We start from the raw sequence: 16334 nt of genomic DNA, 5'->3' as shown, positions 1-16334 counted from the left end.
TCCTGCCTGCGCGTGCGCGGCGGTCGAGTGCCGGTGTCGCCGCCTTCGGCCCCGCCCCCGGTCCCGAAATCGTCGAGGACCCGACCGTTAAGGTAGAAGCATGACGTACTCCGTCGCCGTCTCCGGCGCATCGGGCTATGCAGGCGGCGAGATCCTCCGCCTCCTGGCCGCCCACCCCGACATCGAGATCCGCACCGTCACCGCGCACTCGAACGCCGGTCAACCGCTCGTCGACCACCAGCCGCACCTCCGCTCGCTCGCGCATCTCACGCTCCAGGACACGACTCCCGAGATCCTGGCCGGTCACGACATCGTGATCCTCGCCCTCCCGCACGGTCAGTCGGGGCAGTACACCGACGCGCTCGGCGACGTCCCGCTGGTGATCGACGCGGGTGCCGACCACCGGCTCACCTCGTCGGCCGCCTGGGACGCCTTCTACGGCGGCGCGTTCCATGAGCCGTGGGCGTACGGCGTTCCCGAGCTGCCGGTCGCGGGCGGACGGCAGCGCGACGCGCTGCGCGGGGCGACGCGCATCGCGGCTCCCGGATGCAACGCCTCCACGGTCAGCCTGAGCCTCGCACCGGGTGTCGCCGCCGGAGTGATCGACCCGTCCGACATCGTGTCGGTCCTCGCCGTCGGCCCGTCCGGGGCGGGCAAGAGCCTCAAGCCGAACCTGCTCGCCAGCGAGATCCTCGGCTCGGCCAACCCCTACGCGGTCGGCGGCACCCACCGGCACATCCCGGAGATCCGGCAGGCGCTCGCTGCGGCCCGTCCGGCCGACGCCGACGCCTCGGGCGCCGACATCCGCATCTCGTTCACGCCGGTGCTCGTCCCGATGTCGCGGGGCATCCTCGCCACCTCCACCGCGCCGATCGTCGAGGGCGCGACCGACGCGGAGATCCGCGCGGCCTGGGAGAGCGCGTACGGCGAAGAGACCTTCGTGCAGCTGCTGCCGGAGGGCAGCTTCCCCCGCACCGCCGACGTCCTGGGCGCCAACACCGCCCTGATCGGCCTGGCGATCGACCGCTCCGCCAACCGGGTCACCGTCGTCACCGCCGTCGACAACCTCGTCAAGGGCACGGCCGGTGCCGCCATCCAGTCCATGAACATCGCGCTGGGGCTCCCCGAGGCCCGTGCCCTCTCGATCAACGGAGTCGCCCCGTGAGCGTTACCGCACCCGCAGGATTCGAAGCAGCCGGGGTCGCCGTCGGCCTCAAGTCCACCGGCAAGCCCGACGTCGCCGTGGTCGTGAACCGGGGTCCGCGCAAGGTCGGAGCCGCGGTGTTCACCAGCAACCGCGCCAAGGCGAACCCCATCATCTGGTCGCAGCAGGCCGTGGCCGACCGGGTGGTCGAGGCCGTGGTGCTCAACTCGGGCGGGGCGAACTGCTTCACCGGCAGCTTCGGCTTCCAGACCACGCACCAGACCGCCGAGACGGCCGCCGAGCTGCTGGGCATCAGCGCGGGCGACGTGCTCGTCTGCTCGACGGGCCTGATCGGCACGGGCGACGAAGCCTTCCGCGCCAAGGTGCTCGAGGGCACGGCGCAGGCCATCGCCGAGCTCAGCGCCGACGGGGGAGAGAGCGCCGCACACGCCATCATGACCACCGACACGGTCGCGAAGACCGCTGTCGTGTCGCGCGACGGCTGGACGATCGGCGGCATGGCGAAGGGCGCGGGCATGCTCGCCCCGGGCCTGGCGACCATGCTCGTGGTGCTCACGACCGACGCGGTGCTGGAGCCGCTGCAGGCCGATGAGGCGCTGCGCCGTGCGACGGGACAGACCTTCGACCGGCTCGACTCGGACGGGTGCATGTCGACCAACGACCAGGTCACGCTGCTGGCCAACGGGGCCTCCGAGGTCGTGCCCGACCTCGACGACTTCGCCGAGGCGCTCACCGCGCTCTGCCAGGAGCTCGCGGTGAAGCTGCAGGGTGATGCGGAGGGGGCGAGCCACGACATCACGATCGAGGTGCGTCACGCCGTCACCGAGCAGGAGGCCGTCGAGGTGGGCCGTTCGGTCGCGCGCAACAACCTCTTCAAGGCCGCGATCTTCGGCAACGACCCCAACTGGGGGCGGGTGCTCGCGGCGATCGGCACCACGAACGCGCAGTTCGACCCGTACGACGTGGACGTGTGGATGAACGGGGTCCGGGTGTGCACGGCGGGCGGCCCCGACCGTCCGCGCGAGGAGGTCGACCTCACGCCGCGCGCCACCCGCCTGCTGATCGACCTCAAGGTCGGCGAGGCCACCGCGACGGTGCTCACGAACGACCTGACCCACGACTACGTGCACGAGAACAGCGCCTACGCCTCATGACCGACATCCAGGACACCACGCCCGACGTCGCCGCGCAGAAGGCGACCACGCTGATCGAGTCGCTGCCGTGGCTGAAGACCTTCCGCGACCAGATCGTCGTGGTCAAGTACGGCGGCAACGCCATGGTCTCGGACGAGCTGCAGGAGGCCTTCGCGCAGGACATCGCCTACCTCCGCTACGTCGGCGTGCAGCCCGTGGTCGTGCACGGCGGCGGGCCGCAGATCTCCGACATGCTGCAGCGGCTGGAGATCCCGAGCGAGTTCAAGGGCGGATACCGGGTCACCAACACCGAGGCGATCAGTGTCGTGCGCATGGTGCTCACCGGGCAGGTGAACCCGCAGCTCGTGGCGAAGATCAACTCGCACGGGCCGATCGCCACGGGGCTCAGCGGAGAGGACGCCGGTCTGTTCGGCGGGCGTCGCCGCGGCGTGGTCGTCGACGGCGAGGAGATCGACCTCGGCCGGGTCGGCGACGTGGTGCAGGTCGACCCCACCGCGGTGCTCGACCACCTCGCGGCCGGTCGCATCCCGGTCATCTCGAGCATCGCGCCCGACCTCGACCACCCCGGCCAGTCGCTGAACGTGAACGCGGATGCGGCCGCCGCGGCACTCGCCGTGGCGCTCGGGGCGCGCAAGCTGGTGATCCTCACCGACGTGCCGGGGTTGTTCGCCGACTGGCCCAACCGCGACTCGCTCGTGTCGCACCTCACCTCGGATGCGCTGATCGAGATGCTGCCGCGCCTGGAGTCGGGCATGATCCCGAAGATGCGGGCGTGCCTGGACGCGGTCGAGGGCGGCGTGGACGCCGCGGCGATCATCGACGGACGGGTACCGCACTCGGTGCTCGTCGAACTGTTCACCAGTAAGGGAATCGGGACCGAAGTGGTCCTGGGAGAGAAAGGGGCGACGGCATGACCGTCTGGCAGGACGACGCGGCACGTGATCTCGTGCTCAACGCGGGGGAGCGGCTGGCGCTGCTGACCCGTGGAGAGGGCTCGTACCTGTGGGATGCCGACGGCCGACGCTACCTCGACTTCCTCGCCGGCATCGCGGTGACCTCGCTCGGTCACGCGCACCCGGTCTTCGTCGACGCGGTCGCCACGCAGGCGGCCACGCTCGCGCACGTCTCGAACTACTTCGCGACGCCGCCGCAGCTCGCGCTCGCCGCACGGCTCAAGCGTCTCGCGGGTGCCGGCATCGACGGGCGCGTGTTCTTCTCCAACTCGGGGGCCGAGGCCAACGAGGCCGCGTTCAAGCTCGCGCGCCTGCACGGTGGAGCGGAGCGCCCGCGCATCCTCGCGCTGGAGAACGGGTTCCACGGTCGCACCATGGGGTCCCTCGCGCTGACGGCGAAGGAGTCGATGCGCGCGCCGTTCGCGCCGATGCCGGGCGGGGTCGAGCACATCCCGGCCACCGTCGAGGCGTTGGAGGCCGCGATGGACGACCGGGTCGCGGCCGTCATCGTCGAGCCCATCCAGGGCGAGGCCGGTGTCGTCGAGCTGCCGGAGGGCTACCTCGCGGTGGCGCGCTCGCTCACGCTCGCGCACGGGGCTCTGCTGATCGTCGACGAGATCCAGACCGGTGCCGGCCGCACGGGCGAGTGGTTCGGCTTCAGTCACGAGGGCGTCACGCCCGACGCGATCACGCTCGCCAAGGGCATCGGCGGCGGGTTCCCGATCGGGGCCCTGGTCACCTACGGTGCCGCGAGCGCCCTGTTCACTCCCGGTTCCCACGGCTCCACGTTCGGCGGCAACCCGCTCGCGACCGCCGTGGCCGACGCGGTGCTGGCCGAGATCGAACGCGCGGATCTGGTCGGCAATGCGGCCCGCCGTGGCGCCGAGCTGCGCGAGATCATCCTGGGCATCGACTCGCCGCTCGTCGCGGGTGTCCGCGGCCGTGGCCTCCTCGTCGGCGTCGCGCTCACCGAGCCGGTCGCCGGAGCCGTGGTCGCGGCAGCCCAGGAGCGCGGTCTGATCGTGAACGCCGCGAACCCCGAGACCGTGCGCATCGCGCCCGCCCTCACGATCGGCGACGCCGAGCTGGCCGAGTTCCGCGAGCTGTTCGCGGCGAGCCTCGCCGACGTCCACTCCTCCGCCCCCGGAAAGGTACCCGCATGACCCGCCACCTGCTGCGCGACGACGACCTCACGCCCGCCGAGCAGGCGGAGATCCTCGACCTCGCCCTCGAGCTCAAGAAGGATCGCTGGGCCGACAAGAGCCTCGCGGGCCCGCAGACCGTCGCCGTGATCTTCGACAAGTCGTCCACCCGCACCCGGGTGTCGTTCGCGGTGGGCATCGCGGATCTGGGCGGCAGCCCGCTGATCATCTCGACCGCGAGCAGCCAGCTGGGCGGCAAGGAGACGCCGTCCGACACCGCACGGGTGCTGGAGCGCCAGGTCGCCGCGATCGTGTGGCGCACGTACGCGCAGGCGGGACTCGAGGAGATGGCGGAGGGCACCCGCGTTCCGGTCATCAACGCCCTGTCCGACGACTTCCACCCCTGTCAGCTCCTCGCCGACCTGCTGACCATCCGCGAGCACAAGGGCGACCTGAAGGGACTGACCCTGACGTTCTTCGGCGACGGGCAGAGCAACATGGCCCACTCCTACGCGCTCGCCGGGGTCACGGCGGGCATGCACGTGCGGATCGCCTCGCCCGAGGACTACGCGCCGCGCGCCGATGTGATCGAGGCCGCCGACCGCCGTGCGGCGGAGACCGGCGGCTCCATCACCCTGTTCACCGACCCGGTCGAGGCGGCGGCGGGTGCCGACGTCGTGGTGACCGACACCTGGGTGTCGATGGGCAAGGAAGAGGAGAAGATCGCACGCATCCGCGATCTGGGCGGTTACAAGGTGACGCCGGAGACCATGCAGCTCGCCGACGACGAGGCGATCTTCATCCACTGCCTGCCCGCTGATCGTGGCTACGAGGTGGACTCGTCGGTGATCGACGGGCCGCAGAGCGTGGTGTGGGACGAGGCGGAGAACCGCCTGCACGCGCAGAAGGCGCTGCTGGTGTGGCTGCTCGGCAAGAAGGACGCGTGATGACCGGACAGACGCACGAGGGCACGAACGAGGGCGCGCTGTGGGGCGCCCGCTTCGCCACGGGCCCCTCGCCCGAGCTGGTGGAGCTCAGCCGCTCGACCCACTTCGACTGGATCCTGGCGCCGTACGACATCGCGGGTTCGCACGCGCACGCCACGGCGCTCGCCGCGGCCGGGTATCTGGAGCCGGACGAGGCCCAGCGCATGCACGATGGGCTGGACGCGGTGGCTCGCAGGGTCGCCGACGGCACGCTGCTGCCCGTCCCGACCGATGAGGACGTGCACGGTGCGCTGGAGCAGGCGCTGATCGCGGAGCTCGGGCCGGAACTGGGCGGTCGGCTGCGCGCCGGACGCAGCCGGAACGACCAGATCGCCACCCTCGTCCGGATGTACCTGATCGATCACGCCCGGGTGATCGCGCGCGACCTGCTGCGGGTGATCGATGCCCTGGTGGCGCAGGCCGAGGCCCACCCCGAGGCGATCCTTCCCGGCCGCACGCACCTGCAGCACGCCCAGCCCGTGCTCCTCGCGCACCACCTCCAGGCGCACGCGTGGCCGCTCGTGCGCGAGCTGGAGCGCCTGGTCGATTGGCGTCGTCGTGCGGGCGTCTCGCCCTACGGCGGGGGAGCGCTCGCCGGCTCGACACTGGGGCTGGACCCGGCTCTCGTCGCGACCGAGCTGGGCCTCGATCGCCCGGCCGAGAACTCGCTCGACGGCACGGCCGCGCGCGATGTGGTGGCCGAGTTCGCGTTCATCGCGGCGATGACGGGCGTGGATCTGTCGCGCCTGTCGGAGGAGATCATCCTCTGGAACACCCGCGAGTTCGGCTTCGTCACGCTCGACGACGGGTACTCGACGGGCTCGAGCATCATGCCGCAGAAGAAGAACCCCGACATCGCCGAGCTCGCGCGCGGGAAGTCGGGGCGGCTGATCGGCAACCTGTCCGGTCTGCTGGCGACGCTCAAGGGCCTCCCGCTCGCGTACAACCGCGACCTGCAGGAGGACAAGGAGCCGGTGTTCGATTCGGTGCAGACCCTCGAGGTCGTGCTGCCGGCGTTCGCGGGGATGATCGCGACGCTGCGCTTCGACACGGAGCGGATGGCGGAGCTGGCGCCGCAGGGCTTCTCCCTGGCGACCGACGTGGCGGAGTGGCTCGTGAAGCAGCGGGTGCCGTTCCGCGATGCGCACGAGATCTCCGGCGCGCTGGTGCGCGCGTGCGAAGAGCAGGGGATCGGTCTGGAGGAGGCGTCGGACGAGCTGCTGCGGTCGGTGTCCGAGCACCTGGTTCCCGCGGTGCGGGAGGTGCTGACGATCGAGGGCTCCGTGGCGTCCCGGTCGGGCGTGGGCGGGACCGCGCCGGTGCGCGTGGCCGAGCAGCGCGCCGAGCTGGTGGCCAGGGCCCAGGCGGCGGCGCACGCTCTCGGGCTGTGAGCGGAGGGGGCCGCGGTCGTCCGCGGCCCGCTCCCGTCTCGGCGGTCTCGACCCGCGCGGCTAGTGCAGGTCGGCGTCTGCGGTGGTCCGCTCCCAGCGTGTGAAGCGGACGGTGAGCCCGGCGCGCGTGGGTGCGGCGAGGAACGGTCCGGCCGCGGCGGGGGCCTCGCCGTCGAAGGGCGCGACCCGCACGAGACGCCAGGGTCCGCCGTCGGCGGCGGCGCGGACGATCAGCGCGTCGCGCCAGCGGCTGACGCGGACGGTGATCTCGCTGTCCCGCCAGTCGTCGACGTGTCCGACCGACCAGTCGGAGACCACGGCGGTGACGACGGCGCCGAGCCCGAGGTGGCCGTCGGCGTGTTCGACGCCCGCCTTGACCCAGTGCTCGTCGTCGGCGCGCACGAAGAGGCCGGCCTGGTCGAACTGTCCTTCCCAGGGGGCGCGGAACGACACCTCCATCGCCTCGCCGACGGCCAGGGGAGCGAGGAGTGCGTGCTCGGTGTCGTGCACGAAGCCGTACGCGGTGTGCCGCCAGGCGTCGCTGCCCTCGGCGGCGGTCACGTCGAGGTGCGCTCCGCTGTCCGCGACGTCGGCGGGCGCGTGGGTCCAGGTTCCTGCGCTCCAGGGCATGATGCTCATATCAGGCATATCTCCGATCTATAACCAAAACATGCATAAACTCTGCTTATTCGTGCTACGGTTATTCCATGGTCATCGCCGTGATCGCCGACATCGTGGGCTCCCGCGAGCTCGACGACCGCAGTGCCGCCCAGCGGGCGCTCGACGACACCATCGCCGAGGTCGAGTCCGACCGACCTCTCGCACTGCAGCCGCTCACGCCCACGGTAGGGGACGAGCAGCAGGCCGTCTATCGAGAGCTGACCGATGCGCTCACCTCGCTCCTGATGATCCAGCTGCGGCTGCCGGACGACCTCGCCTTCCGCTTCGGGATCGGCGTGGGGGAGGTGCGCGCCGTCGATTCGATCCACGGTGAGCTCGCGGACGGGCCGGGATGGTATGCCGCGCGCGCCGCGATCGAGACCGTCCATGCCCGCGAACAGCGCGCCGTGCCGCGGACGCGCACCTGGATTGTCGGTGCCCCGGGTCAGGATGAGGTCATGCCCGCCGTGATCGCCGCCGCCAACGCCTACGTCCTCGTCCGCGACGAGCTCGTCGGCGCCATGACCGCGCGCGAGCGACGCCTCACCTACGGTCGGCTGATCGGCCGGTCGCAGCAGGAGCTGGCGGCACAGGAGAGCATCACGCAGCCCAGCGTCTCCAAGTCCCTGCGCAGTGCGGGGGCGGCGGCGCTCATCGAGGGACTGGCGGCGTTGCGAGGGGAGGGCGCATGATCCTCGCCGGCTTCCTGCTCCTCGCCATCGGCGCGGCCGATCTGGTGCGTCAGTTCGTGCCCCGTCGCTGGCTCGGATACGTGGTCGCCGCCGCGGTCATCGTGCTGCTCGGCATCGGAGGGGAGGCGCTCCTCTGGGCCGTCCTGGGCCTCGCCGGAGGTGCCCTCTGGGTGTGGAGCATGCCGGACGGCCGACCCTCCCGCGCCGGCTTCTGGCCCGCGGTCGCCGTGGCCGCCCTCAGCATCGGCGCGGTCGTGTGGGTGGGTGCGCGCGACGAGACCGGGCTCATCGGCGAGCTCTGGACGCTGCGGTCGCCCTTCGGCGAGGTGTCGTTCGACCTCGCCGTGCTCGCGCTCGGAGCCGGGGTCTTCCTGCTGGAGTCGTCGAACCTCGTGGTGCGGGCGGCCCTCGACGGCGAGCACACCTGGCGGCCGGCCGACCCCGCCCCGATCGCGGTCGCCCCGGAGCCGTCGTCGCCCGAGACCGCCGAACCCGCTGCGGCGGGTGCGGCGCATGCCCCGGTGGAGGCGGTGCTGCCGGCGACCGATCCGCGCAACGGCTTCAAGGGCGGGCGGCTCATCGGACCGCTCGAGCGCGTGCTGGTGATGATCCTCACCCTCGCGGCCGCCTATCCCGTGCTGGCGGCCATGCTCGCGGCCAAGGGCATCGTCCGGTTCCCCGAGATCTCCCGCGACGGAGAGACCGGCGCCAGGGCCGAGTACTTCCTGGTCGGCAGCCTCGTCAGCTGGGTCATCGGGCTCGGTGCGGCGTTCCTGGTGTGGTGGGCCGCGCACACCTGAGTCAGGCCAGCTGCCTCCGGTACCAGGTCAGCTTCTCCTGGAGGCGGCGCTGCTGCGCGAGGACCTCCGCGAGCTGCCGCTCCACGGTCTCGGCGTGTTCCTCCAGGAGGGCGATCCGCTCGGGGATGGTGTCGTCGTCGCGGCACAGCTGCCCGTACCGCCGGAGACGCTCCACGGGCATCCCGGTCTCGCGCAGGCACTTGAGGAACTCGAGCAGCCCGAGCTCCGCATCGGTGTACACCCGGTGGCCTCCGGCCGTGCGCGGCACCGCGGGCAGGATGCCCTCGCGTTCGTAGTACCGCAGGGTGTCGATGCTGAAGCCGGAGCGGGCGGCGGTCTCGGCCGGCGTGTAGGTCGTGGTCATGCCGTGATCCTAGGGCTTGACCTGGAGTGCGCTCCAGGTTGCATGCTTCCTGCATGACCGCTTCTCCGCATCGCGCATCCCCGATCGTCCTCGGTGCCATGTCCTTCGGCACCCTCATCGATGAGGACACCTCCTTCGCCCTGCTCGACCGCTTCGTCGAACGCGGCGGCAGCTGGATCGACACCGCCGACTGCTACAGCTTCTGGGCCAGCGACACCGGGCACGGCGGGGCGTCCGAGGCGGTGATCGGTCGGTGGCTCGCCGCTCGCCCCGGTGTCCGCGAGCGCATTCGTCTGTCGACGAAGGTCGGTGCCGAACCGCTGTGGCCGGGCTCGTGGCCCGCGCACCGCACGGGCCTGTCGCCGCGGGCGATCGCGCAGGCTGTCGAGGGCAGCCTGTCGCGCCTGGGCGTCGACACCATCGATCTGCTCTGGCTGCACCAGGAGGATCGCGCCGTCCCCATCGAGCGGACGGTCGACGGCCTCGCGTCGCTCACCGGCAGCGGGACGGTCCGGCGCGTCGGCGCGTCCAATCATCCCGCCTGGCGCATCGAGCGGGCCCGCGCTCACGCGGCGGCGATCGGCAGCGCGCCGCTCGATGCGCTCCAGCTCAACGCGACCTATCTGCGCGTGCGCCCCGGCACGTTGCCGCCGGGGGTGGTGCACCCGTTCGGCGTGCTGAGCGACGAGCAGCGCGACTACGCCGCCGCGAACGGTCTGGAGACCTGGGCGTACACGCCCCTGCTGTCCGGGGCGTACGACAACGCGGCGAAGGCGATCCCCGAGGTCTACGACCACCCCGGCACCGCGCGGCGCCTCGCGGTCCTCGACCGGATCGCGCACGCGCACGACGCCCAGCGCGGGCAGATCGTGCTGGCATGGCTGCTCGCGCACGGCATCCGGCCGATCCTCGGGGGGAGCAAGATCGCGCAGCTCGACATCGCGCTGGACGCGGCCGAGCTCGCCCTCGCGCCCGAGGAGATCGCCGAGCTCGACGGTGCGGTGTGAGGCGGGATGCCGCACCGCGCGCTGCTAGCCTGGAGCGCGTGTCAACTCCCGACCTGACGACCGCACCCCAGGCGATCGATCCCACGTTCGAGAACGTGTGGGACGAGATCGTATGGCGTGGCCTGGTCCACGTGTCCACCGACCAGGAGGCGCTGCGCGCCCTGCTCGCGGGAGACCCCATCACGTATTACTGCGGGTTCGATCCGACCGCGCCGAGCCTGCACCTGGGTCACCTGGTGCAGCTGCTCCTGCTGCGTCGGCTCCAGCTCGCCGGGCACCGGCCGCTGGGTCTCGTCGGCGGCTCGACCGGGCTCATCGGCGATCCCCGTCCGACCGCGGAGCGCACGCTCAACACACGCGAGACGGTGGCCGAGTGGGTGGATCGGCTGCGGGGACAGGTGGAGCGCTACCTCAGCTTCGAGGGCGACAACGCGGCCCGCATGGTGAACAACCTCGACTGGACCGCGCCGCTGTCCGCCATCGACTTCCTGCGCGAGATCGGCAAGCACTACCGCGTGGGCACGATGCTGAAGAAGGACGCGGTCGCCGCGCGCCTCAACTCGGACGCGGGCATCAGCTACACCGAGTTCAGCTACCAGATCCTGCAGGGTCTCGACTTCCTGGAGCTCTACCGTCAGTACGACTGCCGTCTGCAGACGGGCGGGTCCGATCAGTGGGGCAACCTGACCAGCGGCACCGATCTGATCCACCGTGTCGAGGGTGTGTCCGTGCACGCGATCGGCACGCCCCTGATCACGAACAGCGACGGCACCAAGTTCGGCAAGAGCGAGGGCAACGCGATCTGGATCGATGCGGAGCTCACCAGCCCGTACGCGTTCTACCAGTTCTGGCTGTCGACGGCCGACGCCGATGTGATCGAGCGGCTCAAGGTGTTCACGTTCCTGACGAGGGCCGAGATCGAGGAGTACGCCGAGCTCGTCGCGACCGAGCCGTTCCGACGCGCCGCGCAGAAGCGTCTGGCGCTCGAGGTCGTGGCGACCGTGCACGGCATCGAGGCCACGGCGGCCGTGATCGCCGCGTCGGAGGCACTGTTCGGACAGGGCGACCTGACCGCGCTCGACCCGGCGACGCTGCGTTCCGCGCTCGATGAGCTGCCGCATGCGACCGTCGCGCCCGGGACGCCCGTGGTCGATGCGCTGGTCGCGACCGGGCTCGTGTCGAGTCTGTCGGAGGCGCGGCGGGCCATCGCACAGGGCGGAGTGTCGCTCGACGGCGAGCGGGTGGCGGACGACACGGCGACCGTGCAGGGCACTCTCCCCGGTGGCGTCTCGGTGCTGCGCCGAGGCAAGAAGACCCTCGCCGGCGTGTTCCTGAGCTGACGCGGCCTCCGGATGCCGTTCACGCCGAGTCACGCGATCGTCGCGCTGCCGTTCGTGCGCACGCCCCTCGTGCCCGCGGCGATCGCGATCGGCGCGATGACGCCGGATCTCCCGCTGTTCCTGCGCGGCGTGGGTCTCGACTACTCGTTCACGCACACCGTGGCCAACGTGATCTGGACGGCGCTGCTGGCGTTCGTGCTCTTCCTGCTCTGGCGCCTGGTGCTGCGGCCGTCGGTCGGTGAGCTGGTGCCGCTGTGGGTCGCGCGTCGGCTGCCGCGCGAGTGGGACGACCGCGGCGCCGTGGCCGCGGGCCGTGCGGTGGGGGTCGGTCTCGGTCGCCCCTGGTATCCGCTGCTGCTCGCGGTGTCGCTCGTGCTCGGCGTGCTGTCGCACATCGCGTGGGACGCGTTCACGCACGAGGGGCGCTGGGGCGTCGCGCTGTTCCCGATGCTGGATGAGCACTGGGGTCCGCTGCTCGGGTACAAATGGGTGCAGCACGGCTCGAGCGTGCTGGCGTTGCTCGGCCTCGGGCTGTGGGCCGCGCTGCGGCTGCGGCGTGCGGTGCCTCGCGACGCGGTCACCCGGTGGCTGCCGTCGCCGGTGCGGGTGACCTGGTGGCTCTCGCTGCCGGTGATCCTGGCGGCGGCGTGGGTGATCGGTCTCGCGGTGCTCGGTCCCCTCACGGCGGAGTTCACCGTCGCTCACCTGGCGTATCGCGTGCTGCCTCCGGCGTGCGCGGTGTGGGGTGCGCTCACTCTCGTGCTGTGTGCCGTGGTGGCTCTGCGCCGAGGAGACCCCGTCCGGTCGCGCTGACCGCGCGCGGCACCAGCGGCTGTCGTCACCAGCGCGGTCGTCACCAGCGCGGTGCGTCCGATCCCCACGGGTGCGGCGCCGTGAACGCCGTGCCGGGGATGACCGGTGCCGCGGTGACGAGGGACACCCCGTCGACGTCGAACCTCGCCTCGTGCGAGGCCGCGTCCGGATCCGGCGCAGCGACCGGGTCCGTGCGGCGCGGCATCCCGAGAATTTCGGCGGCGACCCGGCGCAGCGAGGTGCGTGCGATCCAGGATCCGCCCTCGCGCGCACGCCGTCCGAGCAGCGTGGTCACCGCCGCGGCGAGCAGGTAGCCGCTGCTGTGGTCGAGCGCCTGTGCGGGCAGCGCTCCGGGCACGCCGTCGTCGCCCTCGATCACCGCGATTCCGCTCTCCGCCTGCACCAGGCTGTCGAAGCCCGCGCGCTCCGGCGCGTCGGCACCCCACGCGCTGAGCTCGGCCACGACGAGACCGGGGTACCTCTCGACGAGGGTGTCGGGAGACAGGCCGAGTCGTGCGAGCGACGCCGGACGGTACCCCAGGACGATCACGTCGGCGGTGGCGAGCAGAGCGGACATCGCCGGGTCACGGGCATCGAGGATCGTGCTGCGCTTCCCGTGACCGGTGTCGAGGTGCTGCCAGGGGAGCTCGGCGATGGCCGGGGGATCGATCCGCAGCACGTCGGCACCGAGCAGGGCGAGTGTGCGTGTGCAGACGGGACCGGCGATCACGCGCGTGAGATCGAGCACGCGGATTCCGGTGAGGGGAGACGGAGGCCCGGACGTCGGACGACCGGAGGGCGCGGCATCGCCGACACGGGCGACCTCGATCAGAGGCATGGTGCGGAGACGGGCGTCGTGCTCCGGCTGCTCGGCCCGCACGGAGACCGCGAGTCCTCCGTGGTGCACGATCCGCTGCACTGCCTCGTCGCGGGGGAGCGCGGCGAGAGCTGCGGCGACGTCGGGGCGGTCGGCGTCGGGCGCGAGCCCCAGGGCGGAGCGGAGACCGCGAGCGTGATGGGGGTAGTTGCCGTGGGTGCGGATCCACCCGTCGGCGGTGGCCCAGAACCCCGAGAGGGGAGACCAGATGGGCGGGGGAGCACCGTCGACCGTCAGGAGACGGTCGCTCCGGTATGCGGCGGCGACCCGGGCGACATCCAGGTCCGCGACCCTGCGCCCCGCCGCCAGCGTCGCGGCGGCCGTGCTCCCCAGCGCGAGCTCCCCGGCGGCGGTACGGGCAGGGAGCGGGACGTCGCCTAGACCGGGGAGGTCTGCGAGCGCGTCGTGCACGGCAGCGGGCTCTCCGCCGATCTCTGTCCAGACCCGGCGCAGCAGGGCGGCGCTCGGACGGGTCCTCGCGGGAGCGGCGGCACGGGGGGAGGGACGGTGGGGGCCCATGGCGCGATGCTACTCCGCGGCTTCCGAGCGGAAAAACCCGGCTGATCCGGGCTGATGTGGTCCTGTCGCGGTGCCGACACGCCCGGGGGTGGTGCCCCGATTTGCCAGAACCCCGGAACCCACGTAACTTATTACTTGTTCGCCCCACAGGGAAGCGGAGAAGCCCAGAGCTTCACCCCCCTCAAGCGGAGAACCACCTCCCACTCCTTCTCTCTTGAGAGATCAGGCGCGTGCGTCTAGGATGGGAGATCCACCCCTTCTGCGGCTGTCTCAGCTGCGCAGCGGATCCTCGATCTGCCCGGCGCGCTGATTTGACAAGCGAGTCGGGATGGCTAAGATAGAGAAGTTGCCCTGCGGGCCTGGTTGTGATGGCTGGGTCGTGGGAGCATCCGATCCTTGAGAACTCAACAGCGTGCACTTGTCAAATGCCAAATTATCCTCGTTCAGCTTCGGCTGGGTGAGAATTCCTTTGGATCAAAGACCAACTCCTTTTGGGGGGTTGGCATTCGGATGAAGTCAGCAATGATGTCATCTCTTTGGTCAGTTTCAAACTCGCTGCGGCCTGGTTTTTCCCCGGGTTGTATGCAATTTCTTTTTACGGAGAGTTTGATCCTGGCTCAGGATGAACGCTGGCGGCGTGCTTAACACATGCAAGTCGAACGGTGAACACGGAGCTTGCTCTGTGGGATCAGTGGCGAACGGGTGAGTAACACGTGAGCAACCTGCCCCTGACTCTGGGATAAGCGCTGGAAACGGCGTCTAATACTGGATATGTGACGTGACCGCATGGTCTGCGTTTGGAAAGATTTTTCGGTTGGGGATGGGCTCGCGGCCTATCAGCTTGTTGGTGAGGTAATGGCTCACCAAGGCGTCGACGGGTAGCCGGCCTGAGAGGGTGACCGGCCACACTGGGACTGAGACACGGCCCAGACTCCTACGGGAGGCAGCAGTGGGGAATATTGCACAATGGGCGGAAGCCTGATGCAGCAACGCCGCGTGAGGGATGACGGCCTTCGGGTTGTAAACCTCTTTTAGCAGGGAAGAAGCGAAAGTGACGGTACCTGCAGAAAAAGCGCCGGCTAACTACGTGCCAGCAGCCGCGGTAATACGTAGGGCGCAAGCGTTATCCGGAATTATTGGGCGTAAAGAGCTCGTAGGCGGTTTGTCGCGTCTGCTGTGAAATCCCGAGGCTCAACCTCGGGCCTGCAGTGGGTACGGGCAGACTAGAGTGCGGTAGGGGAGATTGGAATTCCTGGTGTAGCGGTGGAATGCGCAGATATCAGGAGGAACACCGATGGCGAAGGCAGATCTCTGGGCCGTAACTGACGCTGAGGAGCGAAAGGGTGGGGAGCAAACAGGCTTAGATACCCTGGTAGTCCACCCCGTAAACGTTGGGAACTAGTTGTGGGGTCCATTCCACGGATTCCGTGACGCAGCTAACGCATTAAGTTCCCCGCCTGGGGAGTACGGCCGCAAGGCTAAAACTCAAAGGAATTGACGGGGACCCGCACAAGCGGCGGAGCATGCGGATTAATTCGATGCAACGCGAAGAACCTTACCAAGGCTTGACATATACGAGAACGGGCCAGAAATGGTCAACTCTTTGGACACTCGTAAACAGGTGGTGCATGGTTGTCGTCAGCTCGTGTCGTGAGATGTTGGGTTAAGTCCCGCAACGAGCGCAACCCTCGTTCTATGTTGCCAGCACGTAATGGTGGGAACTCATGGGATACTGCCGGGGTCAACTCGGAGGAAGGTGGGGATGACGTCAAATCATCATGCCCCTTATGTCTTGGGCTTCACGCATGCTACAATGGCCGGTACAAAGGGCTGCAATACCGTGAGGTGGAGCGAATCCCAAAAAGCCGGTCCCAGTTCGGATTGAGGTCTGCAACTCGACCTCATGAAGTCGGAGTCGCTAGTAATCGCAGATCAGCAACGCTGCGGTGAATACGTTCCCGGGTCTTGTACACACCGCCCGTCAAGTCATGAAAGTCGGTAACACCTGAAGCCGGTGGCCTAACCCTTGTGGAGGGAGCCGTCGAAGGTGGGATCGGTAATTAGGACTAAGTCGTAACAAGGTAGCCGTACCGGAAGGTGCGGCTGGATCACCTCCTTTCTAAGGAGCATCTGACACTTTCGGGTGTCCAGAACCCAGATCGAAGGCGTACGTTCTTCGCTGGGAGCTCATGGGTGGAACATTTGACATGGTGCGAAGGATGTTGTTCTTCTTCAGTACGCCGCTTCGGTGGTTGGAACGGGGAGGGTGACGGATGTCGCACCTGCACGCTGTTGGGTCCTGAGGGACCGGATGCGCTTTGACCTTCGGGTTGGAAGCATTTGGTTACTCTGGGCCTTTCGTTGTTTCCCCGGTGGGGAAGCGGTGAAGGGTACCGCCCGTACTTTGAGAACTACACAGTGGACGCGAGCATCTTGCAACTGATCTTCGGATTGGTTGCGCAAGATGATCT

At 69.5% G+C, this 16334-nt stretch carries 14 protein-coding genes and 1 rRNA gene; 12 read left to right on the top strand and 3 right to left on the bottom strand.

Annotated elements, in window-relative coordinates; all coding sequences use genetic code 11:
- The first annotated feature begins 100 nt into the window (after positions 1–100).
- Genes argC through argH form a run of 6 tightly spaced genes read left to right on the top strand, consistent with a single transcriptional unit; the run spans position 101 to position 6791 of the window.
- Positions 101–1165, top strand: coding sequence for an N-acetyl-gamma-glutamyl-phosphate reductase (gene argC / locus KV394_RS16230; protein WP_247981901.1), 1065 nt, complete (start codon positions 101–103; stop codon positions 1163–1165).
- Positions 1162–2319 (top strand): bifunctional glutamate N-acetyltransferase/amino-acid acetyltransferase ArgJ, encoded by a 1158-nt coding sequence (gene argJ / locus KV394_RS16225; RefSeq protein ID WP_247981900.1) that lies wholly within the window; start codon positions 1162–1164, stop codon positions 2317–2319. The genes argC and argJ overlap by 4 nt, the downstream gene beginning before the upstream one ends.
- Entirely contained in the window at positions 2316–3233 is a 918-nt protein-coding gene (gene argB, locus KV394_RS16220; protein WP_247981899.1) for an acetylglutamate kinase, read from the top strand. Before argJ ends, argB begins: the two co-directional genes overlap by 4 nt.
- Entirely contained in the window at positions 3230–4435 is a 1206-nt protein-coding gene (locus tag KV394_RS16215; RefSeq protein WP_247981898.1) for an acetylornithine transaminase, read from the top strand. The genes argB and KV394_RS16215 overlap by 4 nt, the downstream gene beginning before the upstream one ends.
- Positions 4432–5361, top strand: coding sequence for an ornithine carbamoyltransferase (gene argF / locus KV394_RS16210; RefSeq protein WP_136035884.1), 930 nt, complete (start codon positions 4432–4434; stop codon positions 5359–5361). The genes KV394_RS16215 and argF overlap by 4 nt, the downstream gene beginning before the upstream one ends.
- Entirely contained in the window at positions 5361–6791 is a 1431-nt protein-coding gene (gene argH / locus KV394_RS16205; protein WP_206253210.1) for an argininosuccinate lyase, read from the top strand. Before argF ends, argH begins: the two co-directional genes overlap by 1 nt.
- A gap of 60 nt (positions 6792–6851) precedes the next feature.
- Here the strand turns inward: argH and KV394_RS16200 are convergent, their stop codons facing one another.
- Positions 6852–7430, bottom strand: a complete 579-nt coding sequence (locus KV394_RS16200) for a DUF1349 domain-containing protein (protein WP_247981897.1) — start codon at positions 7428–7430, stop codon at positions 6852–6854.
- A gap of 68 nt (positions 7431–7498) precedes the next feature.
- On the opposite strand from KV394_RS16200, the gene KV394_RS16195 reads away from it, so the two are divergent.
- Together KV394_RS16195 and KV394_RS16190 are read left to right on the top strand one after the other, a co-directional pair.
- On the top strand, positions 7499–8143 hold the full coding sequence (locus KV394_RS16195) for a SatD family protein (RefSeq protein ID WP_136034247.1): 645 nt from the start codon (positions 7499–7501) through the stop codon (positions 8141–8143).
- A complete protein-coding gene (locus KV394_RS16190) occupies positions 8140–8943 on the top strand; it encodes a hypothetical protein (RefSeq protein ID WP_136044744.1) in 804 nt (267 codons plus the stop codon). The genes KV394_RS16195 and KV394_RS16190 overlap by 4 nt, the downstream gene beginning before the upstream one ends.
- A gap of 1 nt (position 8944) precedes the next feature.
- On the opposite strand, the gene KV394_RS16185 is transcribed toward KV394_RS16190, so the two are convergent.
- Complete coding sequence (locus KV394_RS16185) at positions 8945–9307, bottom strand: MerR family transcriptional regulator (RefSeq protein WP_136044743.1); 363 nt, start codon at positions 9305–9307, stop codon at positions 8945–8947.
- A gap of 53 nt (positions 9308–9360) precedes the next feature.
- On the opposite strand from KV394_RS16185, the gene KV394_RS16180 reads away from it, so the two are divergent.
- Genes KV394_RS16180 through KV394_RS16170 form a run of 3 tightly spaced genes read left to right on the top strand, consistent with a single transcriptional unit; the run spans position 9361 to position 12467 of the window.
- Positions 9361–10314: an aldo/keto reductase gene (locus tag KV394_RS16180; protein ID WP_247981896.1), complete on the top strand. Its 954-nt coding sequence runs from the start codon at positions 9361–9363 to the stop codon at positions 10312–10314.
- Positions 10315–10352: 38 nt separating this feature from the next.
- Positions 10353–11654: a tyrosine--tRNA ligase gene (gene tyrS, locus KV394_RS16175; RefSeq protein WP_205812629.1), complete on the top strand. Its 1302-nt coding sequence runs from the start codon at positions 10353–10355 to the stop codon at positions 11652–11654.
- Positions 11655–11666: 12 nt separating this feature from the next.
- Positions 11667–12467 carry a DUF4184 family protein gene (locus tag KV394_RS16170; protein WP_136044741.1) on the top strand — a complete coding sequence of 267 codons (801 nt, stop codon included), beginning with the start codon at positions 11667–11669 and terminating at the stop codon, positions 12465–12467.
- A 40-nt stretch (positions 12468–12507) separates the two neighbouring features.
- Here KV394_RS16170 and KV394_RS16165 read toward each other — a convergent pair whose 3' ends face one another.
- Entirely contained in the window at positions 12508–13863 is a 1356-nt protein-coding gene (locus KV394_RS16165) for a CoA transferase (RefSeq protein WP_247981895.1), read from the bottom strand.
- 594 nt (positions 13864–14457) lie between these two features.
- Here KV394_RS16165 and KV394_RS16160 point away from each other — a divergent pair.
- A 16S ribosomal RNA gene (locus KV394_RS16160) occupies positions 14458–15982 on the top strand.
- The last annotated feature ends 352 nt before the right edge of the window (positions 15983–16334 follow it).

The sequence above is a fragment of the Microbacterium sufflavum genome, from assembly GCF_023101165.1.
Taxonomy (GTDB): Bacteria; Actinomycetota; Actinomycetes; order Actinomycetales; family Microbacteriaceae; genus Microbacterium; species Microbacterium sufflavum.
This window is presented reverse-complemented; position numbering and strand designations above follow the sequence as displayed.

Coding starts and splice junctions, on each gene's coding strand:
- argC (WP_247981901.1), top strand. CDS start 101: ATGACGTACTCCGTCGCCGTCTCCGGCGCATCGGGCTATGCAGGCGGC.
- argB (WP_247981899.1), top strand. CDS start 2,316: ATGACCGACATCCAGGACACCACGCCCGACGTCGCCGCGCAGAAGGCG.
- KV394_RS16215 (WP_247981898.1), top strand. CDS start 3,230: ATGACCGTCTGGCAGGACGACGCGGCACGTGATCTCGTGCTCAACGCG.
- argF (WP_136035884.1), top strand. CDS start 4,432: ATGACCCGCCACCTGCTGCGCGACGACGACCTCACGCCCGCCGAGCAG.
- argH (WP_206253210.1), top strand. CDS start 5,361: ATGACCGGACAGACGCACGAGGGCACGAACGAGGGCGCGCTGTGGGGC.
- KV394_RS16200 (WP_247981897.1), bottom strand. CDS start 7,430: ATGAGCATCATGCCCTGGAGCGCAGGAACCTGGACCCACGCGCCCGCC.
- KV394_RS16195 (WP_136034247.1), top strand. CDS start 7,499: ATGGTCATCGCCGTGATCGCCGACATCGTGGGCTCCCGCGAGCTCGAC.
- KV394_RS16190 (WP_136044744.1), top strand. CDS start 8,140: ATGATCCTCGCCGGCTTCCTGCTCCTCGCCATCGGCGCGGCCGATCTG.
- KV394_RS16185 (WP_136044743.1), bottom strand. CDS start 9,307: ATGACCACGACCTACACGCCGGCCGAGACCGCCGCCCGCTCCGGCTTC.
- KV394_RS16180 (WP_247981896.1), top strand. CDS start 9,361: ATGACCGCTTCTCCGCATCGCGCATCCCCGATCGTCCTCGGTGCCATG.
- KV394_RS16170 (WP_136044741.1), top strand. CDS start 11,667: ATGCCGTTCACGCCGAGTCACGCGATCGTCGCGCTGCCGTTCGTGCGC.
- KV394_RS16165 (WP_247981895.1), bottom strand. CDS start 13,863: ATGGGCCCCCACCGTCCCTCCCCCCGTGCCGCCGCTCCCGCGAGGACC.